General features: G+C 71.5%; 18 protein-coding genes, 1 pseudogene and 1 riboswitch. Of the genes and pseudogenes, 14 read left to right on the plus strand and 5 right to left on the minus strand.

All coding sequences use genetic code 11. From position 1 onward, the window contains the following. Window positions 1-118 precede the first annotated feature (118 nt). From DDZ18_RS14305 to DDZ18_RS10680, 6 genes and pseudogenes are all read left to right on the plus strand, one after another. Window positions 119-241, plus strand: a pseudogene (locus DDZ18_RS14305) (hypothetical protein); the annotation flags it as partial. A 201-nt stretch (window positions 242-442) separates the two neighbouring features. Continuing rightward, on the plus strand, window positions 443-742 hold the full coding sequence (locus DDZ18_RS14140) for a hypothetical protein (protein ID WP_233245807.1): 300 nt from the start codon (window positions 443-445) through the stop codon (window positions 740-742). Between the two features lie 424 nt (window positions 743-1,166). After that, window positions 1,167-1,577 (plus strand): TonB-dependent receptor, encoded by a 411-nt coding sequence (locus DDZ18_RS10665; RefSeq protein ID WP_109253387.1) that lies wholly within the window; start codon window positions 1,167-1,169, stop codon window positions 1,575-1,577. A 41-nt stretch (window positions 1,578-1,618) separates the two neighbouring features. Then, window positions 1,619-1,724: riboswitch (yybP-ykoY riboswitch) on the plus strand. A 97-nt stretch (window positions 1,725-1,821) separates the two neighbouring features. Further along, window positions 1,822-2,100: a TMEM165/GDT1 family protein gene (locus DDZ18_RS10670; protein WP_109253388.1), complete on the plus strand. Its 279-nt coding sequence runs from the start codon at window positions 1,822-1,824 to the stop codon at window positions 2,098-2,100. 72 nt (window positions 2,101-2,172) lie between these two features. Then, window positions 2,173-2,511, plus strand: a complete 339-nt coding sequence (locus tag DDZ18_RS10675; protein WP_233245808.1) for a PadR family transcriptional regulator — start codon at window positions 2,173-2,175, stop codon at window positions 2,509-2,511. After that, on the plus strand, window positions 2,508-3,155 hold the full coding sequence (locus DDZ18_RS10680; protein WP_109253390.1) for a permease prefix domain 2-containing transporter: 648 nt from the start codon (window positions 2,508-2,510) through the stop codon (window positions 3,153-3,155). The genes DDZ18_RS10675 and DDZ18_RS10680 overlap by 4 nt, the downstream gene beginning before the upstream one ends. Here DDZ18_RS10680 and DDZ18_RS10685 read toward each other — a convergent pair. Beyond that, window positions 3,152-3,967, minus strand: coding sequence for a class I SAM-dependent methyltransferase (locus tag DDZ18_RS10685; protein WP_109253391.1), 816 nt, complete (start codon window positions 3,965-3,967; stop codon window positions 3,152-3,154). The genes DDZ18_RS10680 and DDZ18_RS10685 overlap by 4 nt on opposite strands. A gap of 393 nt (window positions 3,968-4,360) precedes the next feature. On the opposite strand from DDZ18_RS10685, the gene crcB reads away from it, so the two are divergent. From crcB to DDZ18_RS10715, 6 genes are all read left to right on the plus strand, one after another. After that, window positions 4,361-4,747: a fluoride efflux transporter CrcB gene (crcB, locus tag DDZ18_RS10690; RefSeq protein WP_109253392.1), complete on the plus strand. Its 387-nt coding sequence runs from the start codon at window positions 4,361-4,363 to the stop codon at window positions 4,745-4,747. Continuing rightward, complete coding sequence (locus DDZ18_RS10695) at window positions 4,744-5,730, plus strand: RluA family pseudouridine synthase (protein WP_109253393.1); 987 nt, start codon at window positions 4,744-4,746, stop codon at window positions 5,728-5,730. Before crcB ends, DDZ18_RS10695 begins: the two co-directional genes overlap by 4 nt. After that, window positions 5,727-6,416, plus strand: a complete 690-nt coding sequence (locus DDZ18_RS10700) for an HAD-IA family hydrolase (protein WP_109253394.1) — start codon at window positions 5,727-5,729, stop codon at window positions 6,414-6,416. The genes DDZ18_RS10695 and DDZ18_RS10700 overlap by 4 nt, the downstream gene beginning before the upstream one ends. Next, window positions 6,413-7,153 carry an ATP12 family protein gene (locus DDZ18_RS10705; RefSeq protein ID WP_109253395.1) on the plus strand — a complete coding sequence of 247 codons (741 nt, stop codon included), beginning with the start codon at window positions 6,413-6,415 and terminating at the stop codon, window positions 7,151-7,153. Before DDZ18_RS10700 ends, DDZ18_RS10705 begins: the two co-directional genes overlap by 4 nt. A gap of 925 nt (window positions 7,154-8,078) precedes the next feature. Then, window positions 8,079-9,179 carry a hypothetical protein gene (locus DDZ18_RS10710; protein ID WP_109253396.1) on the plus strand — a complete coding sequence of 367 codons (1,101 nt, stop codon included), beginning with the start codon at window positions 8,079-8,081 and terminating at the stop codon, window positions 9,177-9,179. A gap of 92 nt (window positions 9,180-9,271) precedes the next feature. Then, a complete protein-coding gene (locus DDZ18_RS10715; protein WP_109253397.1) occupies window positions 9,272-9,562 on the plus strand; it encodes a hypothetical protein in 291 nt (96 codons plus the stop codon). A gap of 7 nt (window positions 9,563-9,569) precedes the next feature. On the opposite strand, the gene DDZ18_RS10720 is transcribed toward DDZ18_RS10715, so the two are convergent. From DDZ18_RS10720 to DDZ18_RS10730, 3 genes are all read right to left on the minus strand, one after another. Further along, window positions 9,570-10,877 (minus strand): replication-associated recombination protein A, encoded by a 1,308-nt coding sequence (locus tag DDZ18_RS10720; RefSeq protein WP_109253398.1) that lies wholly within the window; start codon window positions 10,875-10,877, stop codon window positions 9,570-9,572. 88 nt (window positions 10,878-10,965) lie between these two features. Beyond that, window positions 10,966-11,268 carry a hypothetical protein gene (locus DDZ18_RS10725; protein WP_109253399.1) on the minus strand — a complete coding sequence of 101 codons (303 nt, stop codon included), beginning with the start codon at window positions 11,266-11,268 and terminating at the stop codon, window positions 10,966-10,968. A 124-nt stretch (window positions 11,269-11,392) separates the two neighbouring features. Continuing rightward, window positions 11,393-11,713, minus strand: a complete 321-nt coding sequence (locus DDZ18_RS10730; protein ID WP_158272131.1) for a hypothetical protein — start codon at window positions 11,711-11,713, stop codon at window positions 11,393-11,395. A 315-nt stretch (window positions 11,714-12,028) separates the two neighbouring features. Here DDZ18_RS10730 and DDZ18_RS10735 point away from each other — a divergent pair, with 315 nt between their 5' ends. Together DDZ18_RS10735 and DDZ18_RS10740 are read left to right on the plus strand one after the other, a co-directional pair. Beyond that, window positions 12,029-14,413, plus strand: a complete 2,385-nt coding sequence (locus DDZ18_RS10735) for a cell wall-binding repeat-containing protein (protein ID WP_109253401.1) — start codon at window positions 12,029-12,031, stop codon at window positions 14,411-14,413. 92 nt (window positions 14,414-14,505) lie between these two features. After that, complete coding sequence (locus DDZ18_RS10740) at window positions 14,506-14,901, plus strand: DoxX protein (RefSeq protein WP_109253402.1); 396 nt, start codon at window positions 14,506-14,508, stop codon at window positions 14,899-14,901. Window positions 14,902-15,249: 348 nt separating this feature from the next. Here DDZ18_RS10740 and DDZ18_RS10745 read toward each other — a convergent pair whose 3' ends face one another. Further along, complete coding sequence (locus DDZ18_RS10745; RefSeq protein ID WP_109253403.1) at window positions 15,250-15,624, minus strand: 6-pyruvoyl trahydropterin synthase family protein; 375 nt, start codon at window positions 15,622-15,624, stop codon at window positions 15,250-15,252. Window positions 15,625-15,632: the final 8 nt, after the last annotated feature.

The following is a 15,632-nucleotide window of genomic DNA, read 5'->3' on the forward strand; positions in this document are numbered from 1 at the left end:
CCCTCCGTCAGCTTCGCTGACACCTCCCCCGCAAGCGGGGGAGGAAATCGCTACTCGCCGCCGTCTGCGATTGGCCACAGATATCCCCCGCCCCGGCGGGCGGGCGTAAGCTGGTCCCATGCCCGGACGGCCGAGATCGACCACCGAGCGCGCCCGCCTCGAGGCGCGCGCCAGACGGATGCGCGAGGCCGGCCGCGAGATGAACGACATCGTCCGCGCGACCGGCGTGGCGGGCTCGACGCTCTATCGCTGGGCGGCGGAAAACCGCTGGCGGGCGTGCGATCTCGTCGCGGAGGCGGAGGCGGCGTCTGAAGCGGAGCCCCCTCTCCCGATATCATCCACATCGCTCTTCCCCGACGAAAGTCGGGGCCCAGAGAGCGAAGGGCTCGGACATTCGCGTTCATCCTCACCTGGGTCCCGGCTTTCGCCGGGAAAGAGACATTTGGAGGAAGACGCCCCCGACCCCAAGCAGGCCGCCGCCGAGCACGCGCTGGGCCTGGCGATGACGCTCGCGCGGACGGGGCGGCTGCGCGAGGCCGAGGCCGCGATGCGACTGGCCGACCGCTTCGCCCGCGCCGCCGCCGATCCGCCGATGACGCCCGAGGCCCGCGCGGCGAAGGCCGCCCGCGACAAGGCCGAGGAGGAAGAATCCCTCGCCGCGGCGCGCGCCGAGCTCGAGGCCCGGCTCGACCGCCTGGCCGCGCAGCTGCGCGCCGAGGAGGGGGCGGCGGAGGAGGAATGAGGCGGCCCTCGTCCTTCGAGACGCCCCGATCCCCGTCCTTCGAGACGGCCTGTTCCCTCATGCTGAGGGCGAGCGTCAGCGAGCGTCTCGAAGCGCGAGGGAACAGGCCTCCTCAGGATGAGGGGATCGGGGCCCTCAGAGCCTGCCCCGGACGTGATCCGGGGATGAGGGCCGCGGAGAATGAGAGCAGCGCCTTCGGCCGGTCCCGGGTCTCCCCGCCCTGTCGGGCGGTTCGCCCGGGATGACGCGGATCGGGATGCGACGGGCGGAGCGCCCTCGCTCCCCGCGAGGGGGAGGGAGGGCGCCGATCGCGAACGTGCGCGCGCGGCCTCGCCCCCCGCGCATTTTCTCTTGCCGACCGCGCGCCGGCGTCGTCGAATACGGTATTCGCCGCTGGGGGCGATGGTTATCGGGGACGCACGTCATGAAGATCGAACGCCTGCATCTTCTCATCGGACTGGCCTGGCTGCTCGCCGGCATGGGGCTGGGCGACGCCATGGGCCGCTCGGGCGATCACGGCCAGATGCCCACCCACGCCCACATCATGCTGCTCGGCGGCGTGCTGTCGGTGAGCTGGGCGGTGCTCTACCGCGTGTTCGCGCTGGCCCAGGGCCTGGTGGCGTGGATCCAGTTCGTCCTGCACCACGCCGGCGCGGCGGTGATGGTCGGCGCGCTCTACATGCTCTATGGCGGCCGCGCCGAGGAGGCCGCGCTGGGCCCGGTGCTGGGGATCAGCGGCTATCTCGTCATGGCCTCGGTGCTGGCGATGATCTGGCTGGCCGCCGCCGCGACGGGGGCGAAGACGGCCGACGCCGCGCCGGCCGCCGCCGAGTAGGGCGGGGCTTGCGCCGGGACGCGGGCGCGGCCTATACCGCGCCCGCTGTCTCAGGGGAGTAGCCGCTCCTCCCGCGCGTTCGGGAGGAGGCGCGCGTCAACACGATCGGCCGGCAGGCCGTGGCGCGCGAAGCCGATCCGGTCGGCCCGGCGAGACCTGCGACGAGCCGTTCGGGCGGACGGGAGCCGGCCGGAGCGGATCGTCGTGGTTTCGCGAACCCGGCTCCCGGAGAGGTCCGATCCCCATGTCGCAGATCATCGCCATCTTCGCCGCCGTCTTCCTCGCCGAGCTCGGCGACAAGACCCAGCTCGCCACCGTGCTGTTCGCCTCCGAGGGGCGGACGCCGCCCCTCCTCGTCTTCCTCGCCGCCGGCGCGGCGCTGCTCGCCTCGACCGCGCTCGCCGTGGCGCTGGGCGTGGCCGCCGAGCGCTGGCTCGCCGGGGCGCCGCTCAAGCTGATCGCCGGGATCGGCTTCGTCGCCATCGGGCTGTGGACGATCCGCGAGCACTTCGCCGGCGGCTGAGCGGCTTGCCGTCGGCCCGCCGCCCGGCGTATTGATACGCGCTTGTAGATGAAACCGCCGGAGGGGCGCCGCGTGAGCAAGGGCCGGAATCTGGGCGAGTTCGAGATCCTCGTGCTCGCCGCCGTCATGCGCCTGGGCCCGGAGGCCTACGGCGTCGCCGTCCGCGAGGAGATCGCCGCCCGCGCCGCGCGCGACGTCGCCATCGGCGCGGTCTACGCCACGCTCGACCGGCTCGAGGCCAAGGGGCTGGTGACCGCGCGCCTGGGCGAGGCCACCGCGCGGCGCGGCGGCCGGGCGAAGAAGTATTTCGACGTCACCGCCGAGGGCGCGCGGCGCCTGCAGGAATCCGCCGCCGCGATGGGGCGCATGCTCGACGGGGTGGTCTCCTGGACCGCCCGGAGGGCGGGATGAGGCGCGACGCGCCGCGCCGCCCGCCCGCTCCGGCGCGCTGGCTGATCGCGGCGCTGGCGCCGGCGCCGGCGCGCGAGCCGGTGCTCGGCGATCTCGAGGAGAGCTTCCACGCCCGCGCCGACCGCGACGGCGCGGCGGCGGCGGCGGCCTGGTACTGGCGCCAGGCGCTGGGCTCGGCGCCGCCGCTGGCCGCGGCGCTGACCCGGTCGAGCCTGGCGGTCACCGCGCTGGTGGCGGTGCTCGCGGGCTACTGGCTCGGCATCGGCTGGTACACCATCGCCATCCACGGCGTGCAGCGCTTCTACGATTCCGGCGTGGTGTTCCGCTCCGACGTCGGATTCTTCTATGACGGCTCGCTGATGGGGCTGTCCGTGCGGCTCGCCGTCGAGTCCAGCATGAACGCCGTCGTCGGCGCGGTCGCCGCGCTCGCGGCGGCGACCTCGAACCGCCGGGGCTGGCGCGATCTCCTGATCGTGCTGGCCGTCGTCGCGATCGCCTTCGGCCTGCTGGAGGTGGTCGCGCTGATGCGCGGCGCGCCGGCCATGCCCGCGCCCTATATCGCCGCGCGCGCGATCGTCATCTATCCCGGCCTGCTCGCCGGCGCGGCGCTCGCCCGGGCGCTGCTGGCGCGGTTGCGGGGCTAGGACGGCGCTTCCGCCTCCACGACATGCGCCTTCAGCGACACCGTCCCCGGCTCGGGCCCGAAATCGGCGCGCAGCGCCCCGGCGAGCGCGGCGACGAGGTCGTCGGGATCGGTTCCGCCGCGGCTGCGGACCTCCTCGGCGGTCGGATTGCCGTGCACGAGCCCGCGGGCGAAGCTTTCCCAGGACTCCACGGGCGAGTCGACGGCCACCGTCTCGCTGCCGGCGACGGCGAATCCCGCCGCCTCCAGATCGCCCGCGATCGTCTCCGGGTCGGCGTAGCCGAAGGGCGTGTTCATGAAGGCCGGCGGGTAGTCGGGAAAGACGCGCTCCATGACGGCCTGCGCGACCAGGGTGAACGGGTTGTCCTCCATGCCCGCCCAACTGTTGAAGACGTAGCGGCCGCCGGGCTCGAGCACGCGCAGCGCCTCGCGATAGGCCGCGGCGCGGTCGGGGAAGAACATCACCCCGAACTGGCAGGCGACGAGGTCGAAGGCGTCGTCGGGAAAGTCGAGCGCCGCGGCGTCGCACGCCGTGAACTTCGCCCCGGCCGCGTCGGGCAGCTTCGTCCGCGCGATCTCCAGCATCGGCGCGTTGAGATCGGTGACGACGAAGCGGTCGATCTCGCCGAGCGCGCCGTGCAGCCGCTCGGTGAGGATGCCCGTGCCCGCGGCGAGTTCGAGCACGCGCGCGGGCGACCCGCGCGCCGCGCGCCGGGCCAGATCATCGGCGTAGGCCTCGAACAGGACCGGGCCGAGATGGGCGTCGTAATTCGCCGGGATGTCGCCGACGAACTGGGCGTCGGATTCGCGCATCGTCGCCTCCGGACTGCGGGTCGGCGACAGTCTACCCCGCGGACCGGGGGCCTGGCGAGGGAGGGGGTTGTTCCTCCCTCGCCCTCCGTGGGGAGGGTGGCTGCGCCGAAGGCGCAGACGGGTGGGGCGCGTTGCTTATGAAACCCCGGCCGACCGGAGGGAGAGCCGGGGCCTCCCGGCGGCCAATCGCGAAGAGGTCCCGGATCGCGCCTGCGGCGCGCCCGGGATTTCAATCACCCCGCCCCCCTCGGATTCGCCTCGGGACCCTCCCCATCAAGGGGAGGGAGGGTGATAATCGCTGACCAAATCTTGCCTCGCCTCGCCCCCAGCCCCCGCCCCCGCCCACGCCCCCGCCTCTTGCCCGAAACGCCCCCACGCCCTAAGCCGCGGCCCATGAACCATGTGCTTCTCATCGCGCTGGGCGGCGCGCTGGGCGCGGTGTCGCGCCATTTCGTCGGCCAGGCAGGCATGCGCTGGATCGGGCCGGAGTTTCCCTACGGCACGTTCGCGGTGAACGTCGTCGGCGGATTCCTGATCGGGCTCCTGGTGGGCTGGCTGGCGCTGGCCTGGCGGGCCGACGCCACCGAGCTGCGCTACGCGCTGGGCGTAGGCTTTCTCGGCGCCTTCACCACGATGAGCGCGTTTTCACTCGACATCGTTCTCATGATCGAGCGCAAGACCTACATGACGGCCTTCGCCTACGCGGTCTCCACGGTCGGCCTGTCGGTCGCCGCGGTGATGGCGGGGCTGTTGCTGGCGAGGCGGTTCGCGGGATCATGAGCGGAGTCCAGACGATCGAGGTCAAACCCGACGAGGCTGACGTGCGCCTGGACCGCTGGTTCAGGCGGCGCTTTCCCCACGTGCCCCACGGCATGGTCGCCAAGCTCCTCAGGAAAGGCCAGATTCGCGTCGACGGATCGCGGGCGAAGGGCGATCGCCGGCTCAAGCCCGGCGAGACGATCCGCGTGCCGCCCCTGCCCGACCCCGACGCGGTGAAGGAGACGCCACCGCTGTCGCGCGAAGACGCCGACTTCGCCCGCTCGCTGGTTATCTACGAGGACGACGAGCTGATCGCGCTGAACAAGCCCGCGGGCCTGGCCGTGCAGGGCGGCTCGAAGATCACGCGTCATGTCGACCGGCTGCTCGACGCCTTCGGCAGGGGCGACGAACGCCCGCGCCTCGTCCACCGCCTCGACAAGGACACCTCGGGCGTCCTGGTCGTGGCGAAGACCGCCGCGTCGGCCGCCCGCCTGTCGAAGCTGTTCCAGGGCCGGGCGCTGAAGAAGACCTACTGGGCCGTCGTGCTGGGGACGCTGATCCCCAAGGCCGGCGAGATCAGCGGCTTTCTCAAGAAGGACGTCGCCGGCGGCGAGGGCGATCGCGAGATCATGGTCGCCGCCGCCCACGGCGAGGACGCCGCCCGCCACGCGGTCACCCGCTACGCCGTCGCCGACGAGGCCGGCCAGCGCGCGAGCTGGGTCGTGCTGAGACCCGAGACCGGGCGCACCCACCAGCTGCGCGTGCACATGGCCGCCGCCGGCCGGGCGATCCTGGGCGACCGCAAATACACCTGCGACGTGCCGGTTCCCGAGGGCCTGCCCGAGGCGCTGCACCTGCATGCCCGCAAGCTGGAGATCCCGCGCAAGGGGAAAGCGCCGCTGGTCATCGAGGCGGACCTCCCCGACCACATGAAGGAGACCTTCGCCACGCTCGGCTTCAACGAAGACGACGACCTCACCCTCGTCGAGGCGGCGCTTTCATGAGGCTCAAGCTCGCCGTGTTCGACGTCGACGGGACGCTGGTCGACTCGCGCCAGGTGATCCACCGGGCGATGACGCGCGCCTTCGAGCGCGCGGGCCTGGGCGAGATCGCATACGACCGCGTGCGCACCATCGTCGGGCTGGAGCTGACCGAGGCGGTGCTGAGGCTGGCGCCGGCTGACTACCCGGCCGAGCGCATCCCGGAGCTGGCGACGTACTACAAGCAGGCCTTCGTCGAGCAGCGCGCCGAGACAGGCTTTTCCGAGCCGCTCTACGAAGGCGCGAAGGACACCGTCGAGCGCCTGGCCGACGAAGGCTGGCTCCTGGGCGTGGCCACGGGCAAGGCCCGGCGCGGGCTCGACATCGTGTTCGACCATCACGGCCTGCATCGCTATTTCCAGACTTTCCAGACCGTCGATCACGGCCCCGGCAAGCCGCATCCGCGCATGGTGCTCGACGCCATGGCCGAGACCGGCGCGGCGCCCGCCGAGACCGTCGTGATCGGCGACACCAGCTTCGACATGGAGATGGCGCGCGCCGCGAAGACCCGCGCGCTGGGCGTCGCCTGGGGCTTCCACACGCCCGACGAGATCGAAGCCGGCGGCGCCCACGAGATCCACCACGATTATGACGGCCTCAACGCGGCGCTGGATGCGTTCGCCGACGGGCTGGAGGGAGATGCGGCATGAGCATGTCGAAGGCCAAACCCGAAAAGCCCGAGCTGCCAGAGCGCTTCTACGAGACCGCCGGGGTCGCGCGCGCGCCCGAGGGCTGGACGGTCACGCTCGACGGCCGGCCGGTGAAGACGCCCGCCAGGAACGCGCTCGCCGCGCCCGCCGAGGCGCTCGCCGAGGCGATGGCCGCGGAATGGGACGCCCAGGACGACGTCATCGATCCCTTCGCCATGCCGCTCACCCGGCTCGCCCATGTCGCCATCGACCGCATGGGCGAGGCCCGCGCCGCCGCCGCCGCCGAGATCGCCCGCTACGCCAGCACCGACCTGCTGAGCCACCGCGCCGAGGAGGCCGAACTCGCCGCGCGCCAGGCCGAGGCCTGGGACCCGTATCTCGCCTGGGCGGCGACCGCGCTCGACGCCGAGCTCAAGCATGCGGCCAGCCTGCTCGCGCTGGAGCAGCCGCCGGAGGCGATCCAGGCGCTCCACGCCCGCGCGACCGCGCTCGACGACTGGCGGCTGACGGGGCTGGCCAGCGCGGTCCCGCTGACGGGCTCGGCTGTGCTGGGCTTCGCGCTCCTAGAGGCCGAGGCGACGGGCGAGGACGTGTTCGCCGCGGCCACCCTCGACGAGACCTTCCAGGCCGAACGCTGGGGCGAGGACGCCGAGGCGGCCGAAGCCGCCGCCGCCCGCAAGCGCGACCTGCTGGCCTGCGAGAGGCTGTTCCGGCTCCTCGACGCCGCGGAGGGGTGAGGGGGCGCAAACCCTCATTTTCCCAGCGCAAGCCGGGACCCAGAGAGGACGCGCGTCGGCGTTCCACGCTCTCTGGGTCCTGACTGGAGTTCACCCCGGACCCCGATCCGGGGTCAGGAAAACGGTGAGGGGGATGCCGCGTACAAACCCTCGTTCTCCCAGCGAAAGCTGGGACCCAGAGGAGGCCGGGCGCCGCCGCCGGCGTTCCACGCTCTCTGGGTCCTGACTTTCGTCAGGAGAACGAAGAGAGCGACGAAGAGCGCAAACTGTCGTTTTCCCAGCGCAAGCCGGGACCCAGAGGAGGCCGGGCGGCGACGGCGGCGTTCCACGCTCCCTGGATCCTGACTGGAGTTCACCCCGGACCCCGATCCGGGGTCAGGAAAACGGTGAGGGGGATGCCGCGTATAAACCCTCGTTCTCCCAGCGAAAGCTGGGACCCAGAGGAGGACGGGCGCCGCCGCCGGCGTTCCACGCTCTCTGGGTCCTGACTTTCGTCAGGAGAACGAAGAGAGCGACGAAGAGCGCAAACTGTCGTTTTCCCAGCGTAAGCTGGGACCCAGGAGAGGCCGGGCGCCGGCGTTCGCGTTCTTCGATCCCTGGGTCCTGACGTTCGTCAGGAAAACGAGGAGGAGGACGAGGCGCGCGAACCCTCGTTCTCCCAGCGAAAGCTGGGACCCAGGGGAGGACGGGCGCCGCCGCCGGCGTTCCACGCTCTCTGGGTCCTGACTGGAGTTCACCCCGGACCCCGATCCGGGGTCAGGAAAACGCTGCGAACGACGCCGCGTATAACCCCCCGCCCTCCCGGCGAACCCGCGCCCCGGAGCGGCCGCGCGCCTGCTGGTTGCATTATTCTTGAGCGCTTCGCGCGGAATGGTTAACGTCCGTCGTCGCGCCGCGAGGGGGCGCGCCCGGGGGGAGCGACACGATGGCGGCGCGCCATTCGCCGGAAAGCCCGCTTCAGACGGTGCACGAGCGGAATTTCGCCCTGCGCGCAAGCGAGTGCGGGCGGTACTCAATGGCCGACCGGTTCGGCGGCCGCGGTCTGGACGACTGCCCGGCCTGCTGGGCCTGTCGCGTCGTGCTGGTCCTGCTCGTCGTCCTCGCCGCCACGGCGCTCGCCGCGGCGGCCGGACCGGGAGTCGCACCGCCGGCGACCTACGCCGACTGCCTCGTCCCGCCGTTCTTCAATGGCCGGATCTGCCTGTCGCCGGGGCCGGCCTGGATGGAGTGGGCGCTGTGGATCGAGATCGGGGCGATTTCGCTGTTCGGACTGATCTGCGCGATCTGCTGCGCCTTTCCGCGGCCGCGAACGCGCGAGCCGCACCGGCCGATCGACCCGGGCAGCGAGGAGCTGAGGATCGAGATCGGCGACGAGGGCCTGCGCCTGCGCGGGCATCGCCGCGAGATCCGGCTCGGTTGGAGTGCATTCGACGCGCATGCGCTATTCGAGCAGGATTCCTATCTCGGCCAACCGCGTTGGCACGACCCGACCATCGACGCCCATCCCGGCACCCCCGTGCGGCTGGACGACCTCTTAAACGATTTGCATGGCGCACCTCCTCACTCCGCTCTGGGACGCCTGCGCGACAGCATGCGCAATCGTTACGGCGCAGGGCGGCCGCAGCCGCAACGGCGCATTCCTGCAGAGCAGCAACAAGCCATCGTCGAAGGCCTGCAACGGGAAATCGCGGAGGCCGCCTCGCGGGGTGATACCGAAAGCATTGGAGAGCTCAGGCTACGGCTCGAGGACGCACAGGCAGGCTATTATCCTAAGGAGGAAGCCCCGTCCCAGGGCAACAAGTCCATCCTTCTTCCACTGCGGCGGGACGCTGCGGCCGAGCGCAGGACGCCGGCCCGCGAGCGCCAGATGCAGCGCGAGGGACTGAGCCGGCTGACCTGGAACGAATACATCACCATCCCGCGGCGCTTCTTCGAGGGCGCCAGCTCGCAGATCGACTGGCCGGACTTCGTCGCCGCGTGCGCCTGGATGATCCGGCTGGCCAATCCGAAGCGCGGCGAGCAATAACCCCAGGCGCTGAGCGCGGCCGCGCTCGCGAAGTCTTAACCCCTCGCGGGCAGACTGTCGGGCGGTTCCGCAATGCGCTGCAGGACGCCCCCATGGCCCATTTCGTCATCGACCGCGACCCCCAGCCGGTCACCGGCGAGAACCTCGTCCATCACCAGGACTGCGCGGGCTTTCCCACGCGCTATCACGATCTCGGCTGGCAGCCCGACGCGACGCGCGCCCTCGAGATCGCGCTGAGGGACTTTCCCCTGGCCAACGCCTGCGTGCGCTGCTGCCCCGACGCGGTGGACCGCGAGGAGCCCGCCCCGGAGCGCGCGAGCGCGACGACGGAGGCGATCACGCGCTTTCGCGGCCGGCGCCCCGGCGGCCGGCGCCGGGGCTGAGCGGGCCTCACCCGCGCCGGTCCTTCCTCAACCCCCGCCAGCGCTCGAGGCGCTCGCGGATCGCCGCCTCGCGGCCGTGATCGGTCGGGGAGTAGAAAACGGGCCGGTCGGTCATCGCCTCGGGGAAATAGTCCTGGCCGGACACCCCGCCCTCGACGGCGTGGTCGTACTCGTAGCCCGACCCGTAGCCCTCGGACTTCATGAGCTTGGTGGGCGCGTTGAGGATGTGCTTGGGCGGCATGAGCGAGCCGGTCTGCTTGGCCGCGCGCATCGCCGCGCCGTACGCCTTGTAGACCGCGTTCGACTTCGGCGCGCAGGCGAGATGGACGACGGCCTGGGCGAGCGCGAGCTCGCCTTCGGGCGAGCCGAGGAAATCGTAGACCTCCTTGGCCGCCAGCGCGGCGTGGACCGCCGTCGGGTCGGCCAGGCCGATATCCTCGTTGGCCATGCGCACGATGCGCCGGGCGAGAAACAGCGGGTCCTCGCCGCCGGCCAGCATGCGCGCGAGCCAGTAGAGCGCCGCGTCGGGATCCGATCCGCGGACGGATTTGTGCAGCGCGGAGATGAGGTTGTAGTGCTCCTCGCGGTCCTTGTCGTAGACCGGCGCGCGGCGCTGCAGCACCTCGCCCAGGTCGGCGAGTTCGAGCGGCTGTTCGGCGTCGAGCGCCAGCACCTCCTCGGCGAGATTGAGCAGATACCGCCCGTCGCCGTCTGCCATCGCGATCAGGCCCTCGCGCGCCTCGGCCGTCAGCGGGAGCGCGCGGGCCTCGGCGGCCTCGGCGCGCTTGAGCAGCGTCTCCATCGCGTCGGCGTCCAGGCGTTTCAGGACCATCACCTGGCAGCGCGAGAGCAGCGCGGCGTTCAGCTCGAAGCTGGGGTTCTCCGTCGTCGCGCCGACGAGCGTGATCACGCCCTCCTCGACGACGGGCAGGAAGCCGTCCTGCTGGGCGCGGTTGAAGCGGTGGATCTCGTCGACGAACAAGAGCGTGCCCTGGCCGCTCGCCCGGCGGGCGCGGGCGCGGTCGAAGGCCTTCTTGAGATCGGCCACGCCGGAGAACACCGCCGAGATGGCGTCGAACTCGAGCCCGGCGGCGTCGGCGAGCAGGCGCGCGATCGTCGTCTTGCCCGTCCCCGGCGGGCCCCACAGCACGATCGAGGACAGCCGCTTCTGCGCGACCATGCGCCCGAGCGGGCCGTCGGGGCCGAGCAGGTGGTCCTGGCCGACCACCTCGTCGAGGGATTGCGGGCGCAGCCGGTCCGCCAGCGGCCGCGGCGCGCCTTCGTCCAGTCCCGACGCTTCGAACAGATCGCTCATCGCAGGGCGCGCGCTCCCCAGGCTCGGCGGGAGCATAGGACGCGCCGCGTTGAGCGTTCAAAGAAAAGACTGCAGGACGCGCCGGCGATCAGCCGGGATTGCAGGCCTGGTTCTGGCTCGTGCAGAGCGCGCCCGCATCCTGCCAGTCGCGCATCGAGCGCCCGGCCTCGTCGGGATCGCCCGGGCGCAGCACGCCCGGCTCGCACTGCAGCACGCGGCGGGTGCGGAACCCGGTTTGCTGACGATATTCGCATTCGCCCGACGCCAGCGCCGCTTCCAGGCGCTCCTCCGACATCTCGCGCTGCGCCTCCTCGTCGGCCTGCGCCTCCTGGTACGCCGCCAGCTCCTCCGGCGTCGCGCACGCGGCCACTCCGAGCAGAAGGCCCGCCATCGCGGCCCGCCGGACACGCCCCCTGATGATCCGTGGATTCATCGGCTTTCCCCTTGTCTCCCGGCCCCGCACAGGACCGCATGATGCCTTCATCCGCCGCCCGAGACAAACCGGCGCCGCGCCGTCATCCGCCCGGCAGGTTGCTGCCGACCGCGCCCGAGTTCTGCCAGTCGCGGATCTCGGCCTCGGCGCCAGTGGCGTCGCGCGGGCGGAGCACGCCCGGCTCGCATTGCAGCACCTTGCGGGTGCGGAAGCCGGTCTGCTGACGATAGCGGCAGGCGCCGCTCTCCAGCGCCGCGGCGATGCGCTCGCGCGCGCGCTCCTCGGCGGTGGCCTGCTCCTCCTCGTAGGCGTCGAGCTCCTCCGGCGTGGCGCAGGCCGCCAGCATCGCCGCCGCCCCGATCGCCGGCGCCAGGCGCGCCGCGTATCGCGATATGGTCCGCATGAACATGGTCTCCCCTATTGCGTGTTTCGCGCGGCCCCTCGCTCATGGACGACCGGTCGGCGCCGGCGCGTCGCCACGAACGACCGAATTATATCCTCTACAAAATTGTACTTTCAACCATCAAGACGGCGCCGCGCCGGCGGCCGCCTTGACGAAGGCGCACGGCGGCGCGGTCGCGGTCTCGACCCCGGCTCGATCGGAGGCGCGCCTGCATTTGACTCGCGCCAAGGGCGCAGCCGACACTCGTCAGGATGCTGACCCGCCCGCGCCGGGGACAGGCAAACGGCGCGGGCCGCAACCCCCCGGGGGACGCCCATGAAAACGCGCCGCTTTTTGGTTCCGTCCGCCGCGTGCGCCGCGGCGGCGACGCTCGCGCTCGCGCCCGCCGCGCTGGCCGCGCCGCCGACCGGCGGCCACGGCCACTCGACGCCACAGGCGACCTCGCAATACGCCACGACGGGACCGGCGGGACCGGGGATGGCCTACGCCGTCGATCTCGACATCGAACTCCGCAGCGAGCCCAACGGCGCGCTGCTGGCGGGCAACGGGCTGGTGATCCTGCAGGGCCGCATCGCCACCGACCTGCCCGAGACTGCCGAGAACGAGGCCGAGGAGCCGCGCGAGGCGCTGATCGCGGTGGACCCGGAGACCGGCGAGCATGTCTGGACGACGCTCGACATCGCCGAGACCTGCATGCCCGCCGTGACCAGCGACGGGCGCATCATCGCCCAGCTCGAGGGCCAGACCCCGACCAAGCCGGATTTCGACGACTCCCTGGTGGCCATCGACGAGGACACCGGCGCCATCATCCCTGACCAGATCTACGACGCCGACGCCGTCGACGCGCCGCGCCTGAGCGCCTGCCGCGACCGGATCCTGCTCAGCGACGACGAGTCCCACGCCCTGCTGGCGGGCTCTTTCGCCTTCAGCAACATGGTGCGCGCGATCGATATCGGATCCTGGTCGGAGAGCTGGGCGATCGATCTGCACAACGCCCAGGGCGACGACTCGCCGCGCTTCGGCGGGCGGATGATCACGAGCGATTACGGCGACGGCTTCTACGTCGTGCTCAAGTGGGACGACGAGGTCACGCCCCAGATCTGGCGGCTGATCAAGTTCGACTGGTCCGGTTCGGAGATCGATTCCGTCGACCTGCCCGGCCGGCCCGGCGGGTTCACCGAGCGCACCATGCTGGCCAGCGACCGCGGCGTCGCCATGGCGCTCAACGATTGCGCCGGCGCGCCGGAGGACGCCGGCGACGAATGCCTCGTCTTCTATGACGATGACGGCGGGCTCAGCCAGCGCTGGATCGCCTACGAGCCCGATACAGGCGGCAACAATTTCTTCCAGTCGCTCGCCCGCGCCGACGGCGACAAGCTCGTCGGCTGGAGCGAACTCGAAACCGGCGCCGACATCGCCGCCATCGACGTCGACACCGGCGCGATCGAATGGGCCTATGCGACCGGCGACACCAACAATGGCGGGCAGCTGATCACCGACGCCGCCGGCAACGCCTATTTCGGCGCGTTCGGCGGGCTTCATCTCGTCTCGCTCACGGCCGACGGCCAGCTGCGCTACGCGATCGACGGCGACGCCGTCGGCGGCGTCAACGAGCCCGACATCCTGGCCGCCATCACGCCGTGGGGTCAGGTGATCACCATCCACGCCGACGACGACAAGACCGAGGTCGTGCGCGCCTTCTGCACGCCGGGCGACGCATGCGAGCGCGTGGGGGAGGACGACGAGCGGGAGATCGAACGCCTGGAGACCGCCGTCGAAGTCTCGCAGGCGAGCTTTCCCGCCGACGGCTCGGCGGACACGGTCGTGATCGCCACGGCGTACAACTATCCCGACGCGCTCGCCGGCGCGCCGCTGGCCCGCTCGCTCGACGCGCCGATGCTGACGACGCCGCCCGACGCCCTGTCCGCCTCCATGCGCGCCGAGATCGAGCGCCTGGGCGCGACCCGCGCGGTCGTTATCGGCTCCACCGCGTCGATCAGCGACGCCGTCGAGAACACGCTGGAACAGGACATGGGCCTCGCCGTCGAGCGCATCGCCGGCGACAACCGCTTCGACCGGGCCGCCCGGATCGCCGAACGCGTTCCGGCTTCGACGGTCTATGTCGTCCAAGGCGCCAACGCCGATCCGAATCAGGGTTGGCCGGAGGCGCTCAGCGTCTCGGCGCTCGCCGCCTTCGAACAGCGCCCGATCCTGCTGGCGACCCGCGACGTCGTCCCGCGCGAGACGCTCGACGCGATCGTCGAATTGGGCGCCGACCGCGTCGTCGTGGTGGGCGGAACCGCCGCGATTTCGGATGGCGTCGCCGACGCCCTGCGCGACCCCGACCGCGACGGGGTCGACGACGTCGACGTCGAGCGTCTCTCCTCGGGACCGAACCGCTACGCCCTGTCGGCCGCGGTCGCCGACCGTAATATCGACGCCGGCGCGTCGCCCGCCGAGGTGTTTCTCGTGACCGGCCGGTCGTTTCCTGACGGACTCCCCGTCGGGCCGGCGGCGGCGAAATCCGGCGGCGTCCTCCTGCTCGTCGACGGTCAGGCCCCCGAAGGCGGCCAGGAGGCCCGCGACTGGATCGCCGAAAGCGCCGACGCAGTGCGGCGCGGCTGGATCGTCGGGAGCGAGGCCGCCATCACGAACGACGCCGCCGAGGCGCTGCTCGAGTCCGCCGGACTGGAGGAGTGAAGCGTCCGCGATCACAAGCCCGCGAGGCGGGTTTGCTCCGGCGAGCGCGCGGGTTTGGATGATCCGTCCGAGCCGAACGCCGGGAGGCGCCCATGAAACTGCAGGTCTCGCTCTTCGTCATGCGGCTGACCATGGCCGCCTTCTTCGCGGTCTGGGCCGTGGAGAAGATCCTCCACCCCGACCGGGCGGCCAGCGTGTTCGAGGCTTTCTACGGAATCTCGAATCTGCCGGCAGCCGCCGCCATCGCGCTCGGCGCGATCCAGCTCGGCTTCATCCTGGCTTTCCTCTTCGTCGGCCGATTCCGCTTCGTCACGGTCGGCGGGCTGCTCGTGATGCACGCCGTCAGCACGGCCTCGAGCTGGAGCCAGCTGATCAATCCCTATGAGGGCGGCAATCATCTGTTCTGGGCGGCCGTGCCCACGCTCGGCGCGCTGATCGCGCTGTTCCTCCTGCGCGACGAGGACAGGCTGTACATGGTGGGGCGGTAGGCGCGGGCGGCGCGCCTATCCCCCTCACCTGACCTCTCCCCCTTGAAGGGGGAGAGGAATCCTGACGCGCGCCTCGGCGATCGGCGCAACGTTCTCGCGAAGCGGAGCGATTGGGAGCGGCCGGCTGCGCTGGCGCCCCCTCTCCCCTCGGGAGGGGAGAGGGTCGGGGTGAGGGGTTCAACCCCGACTGAATATTTTCACCTCCGCCGCACGACGGCCTTAAGGACGGGGCGTTCACTCCTGAAACCCCGGCCGACCGCAGGGAGAGCCGGGGCCTCATCGCGAAAAGTCGCCGGGAGGTCCCGGATCGCGCCTTCGGCGCGTCCGGGAATTCAATCGCCTCGCCCCCTACCCCCGCCGGACGACGGCCTTCTCGCCGCAGCTGGGCCGGCGGATCTCGACGGCGATGAGGCCGGGCAGAACCGGATCGAGGCGTTCGAACACCCAGCGCGCCAAGGCTTCCAGCGAGGGGTGCTCCAGCCCCTCGACCTCGTTGAGCAGGCGGTGATCGAGCTGGTCGCGCAGCTTGGCGATCTCGGCGTCGATCTCCCAGAAATCCTTGACCATGCCGCTCTCGGCGGCCGGCTCGCCCGACAGCGTCACCGTGCCGGCGAAGGAATGGCCGTGCATCCGCGAGAACGGATGGTCGCCGTCCTTGAACTGGAAATAGTGGGCGGCGTCGAAGGCGAAGTCCTTCGAGATCTCGAGGCGAAGATCGGACATGGGGGCGC

Origin of the sequence: Marinicauda salina (assembly GCF_003122085.1) — a bacterium.
Taxonomy (GTDB): domain Bacteria; phylum Pseudomonadota; class Alphaproteobacteria; order Caulobacterales; family Maricaulaceae; genus Maricicauda_A; species Maricicauda_A salina.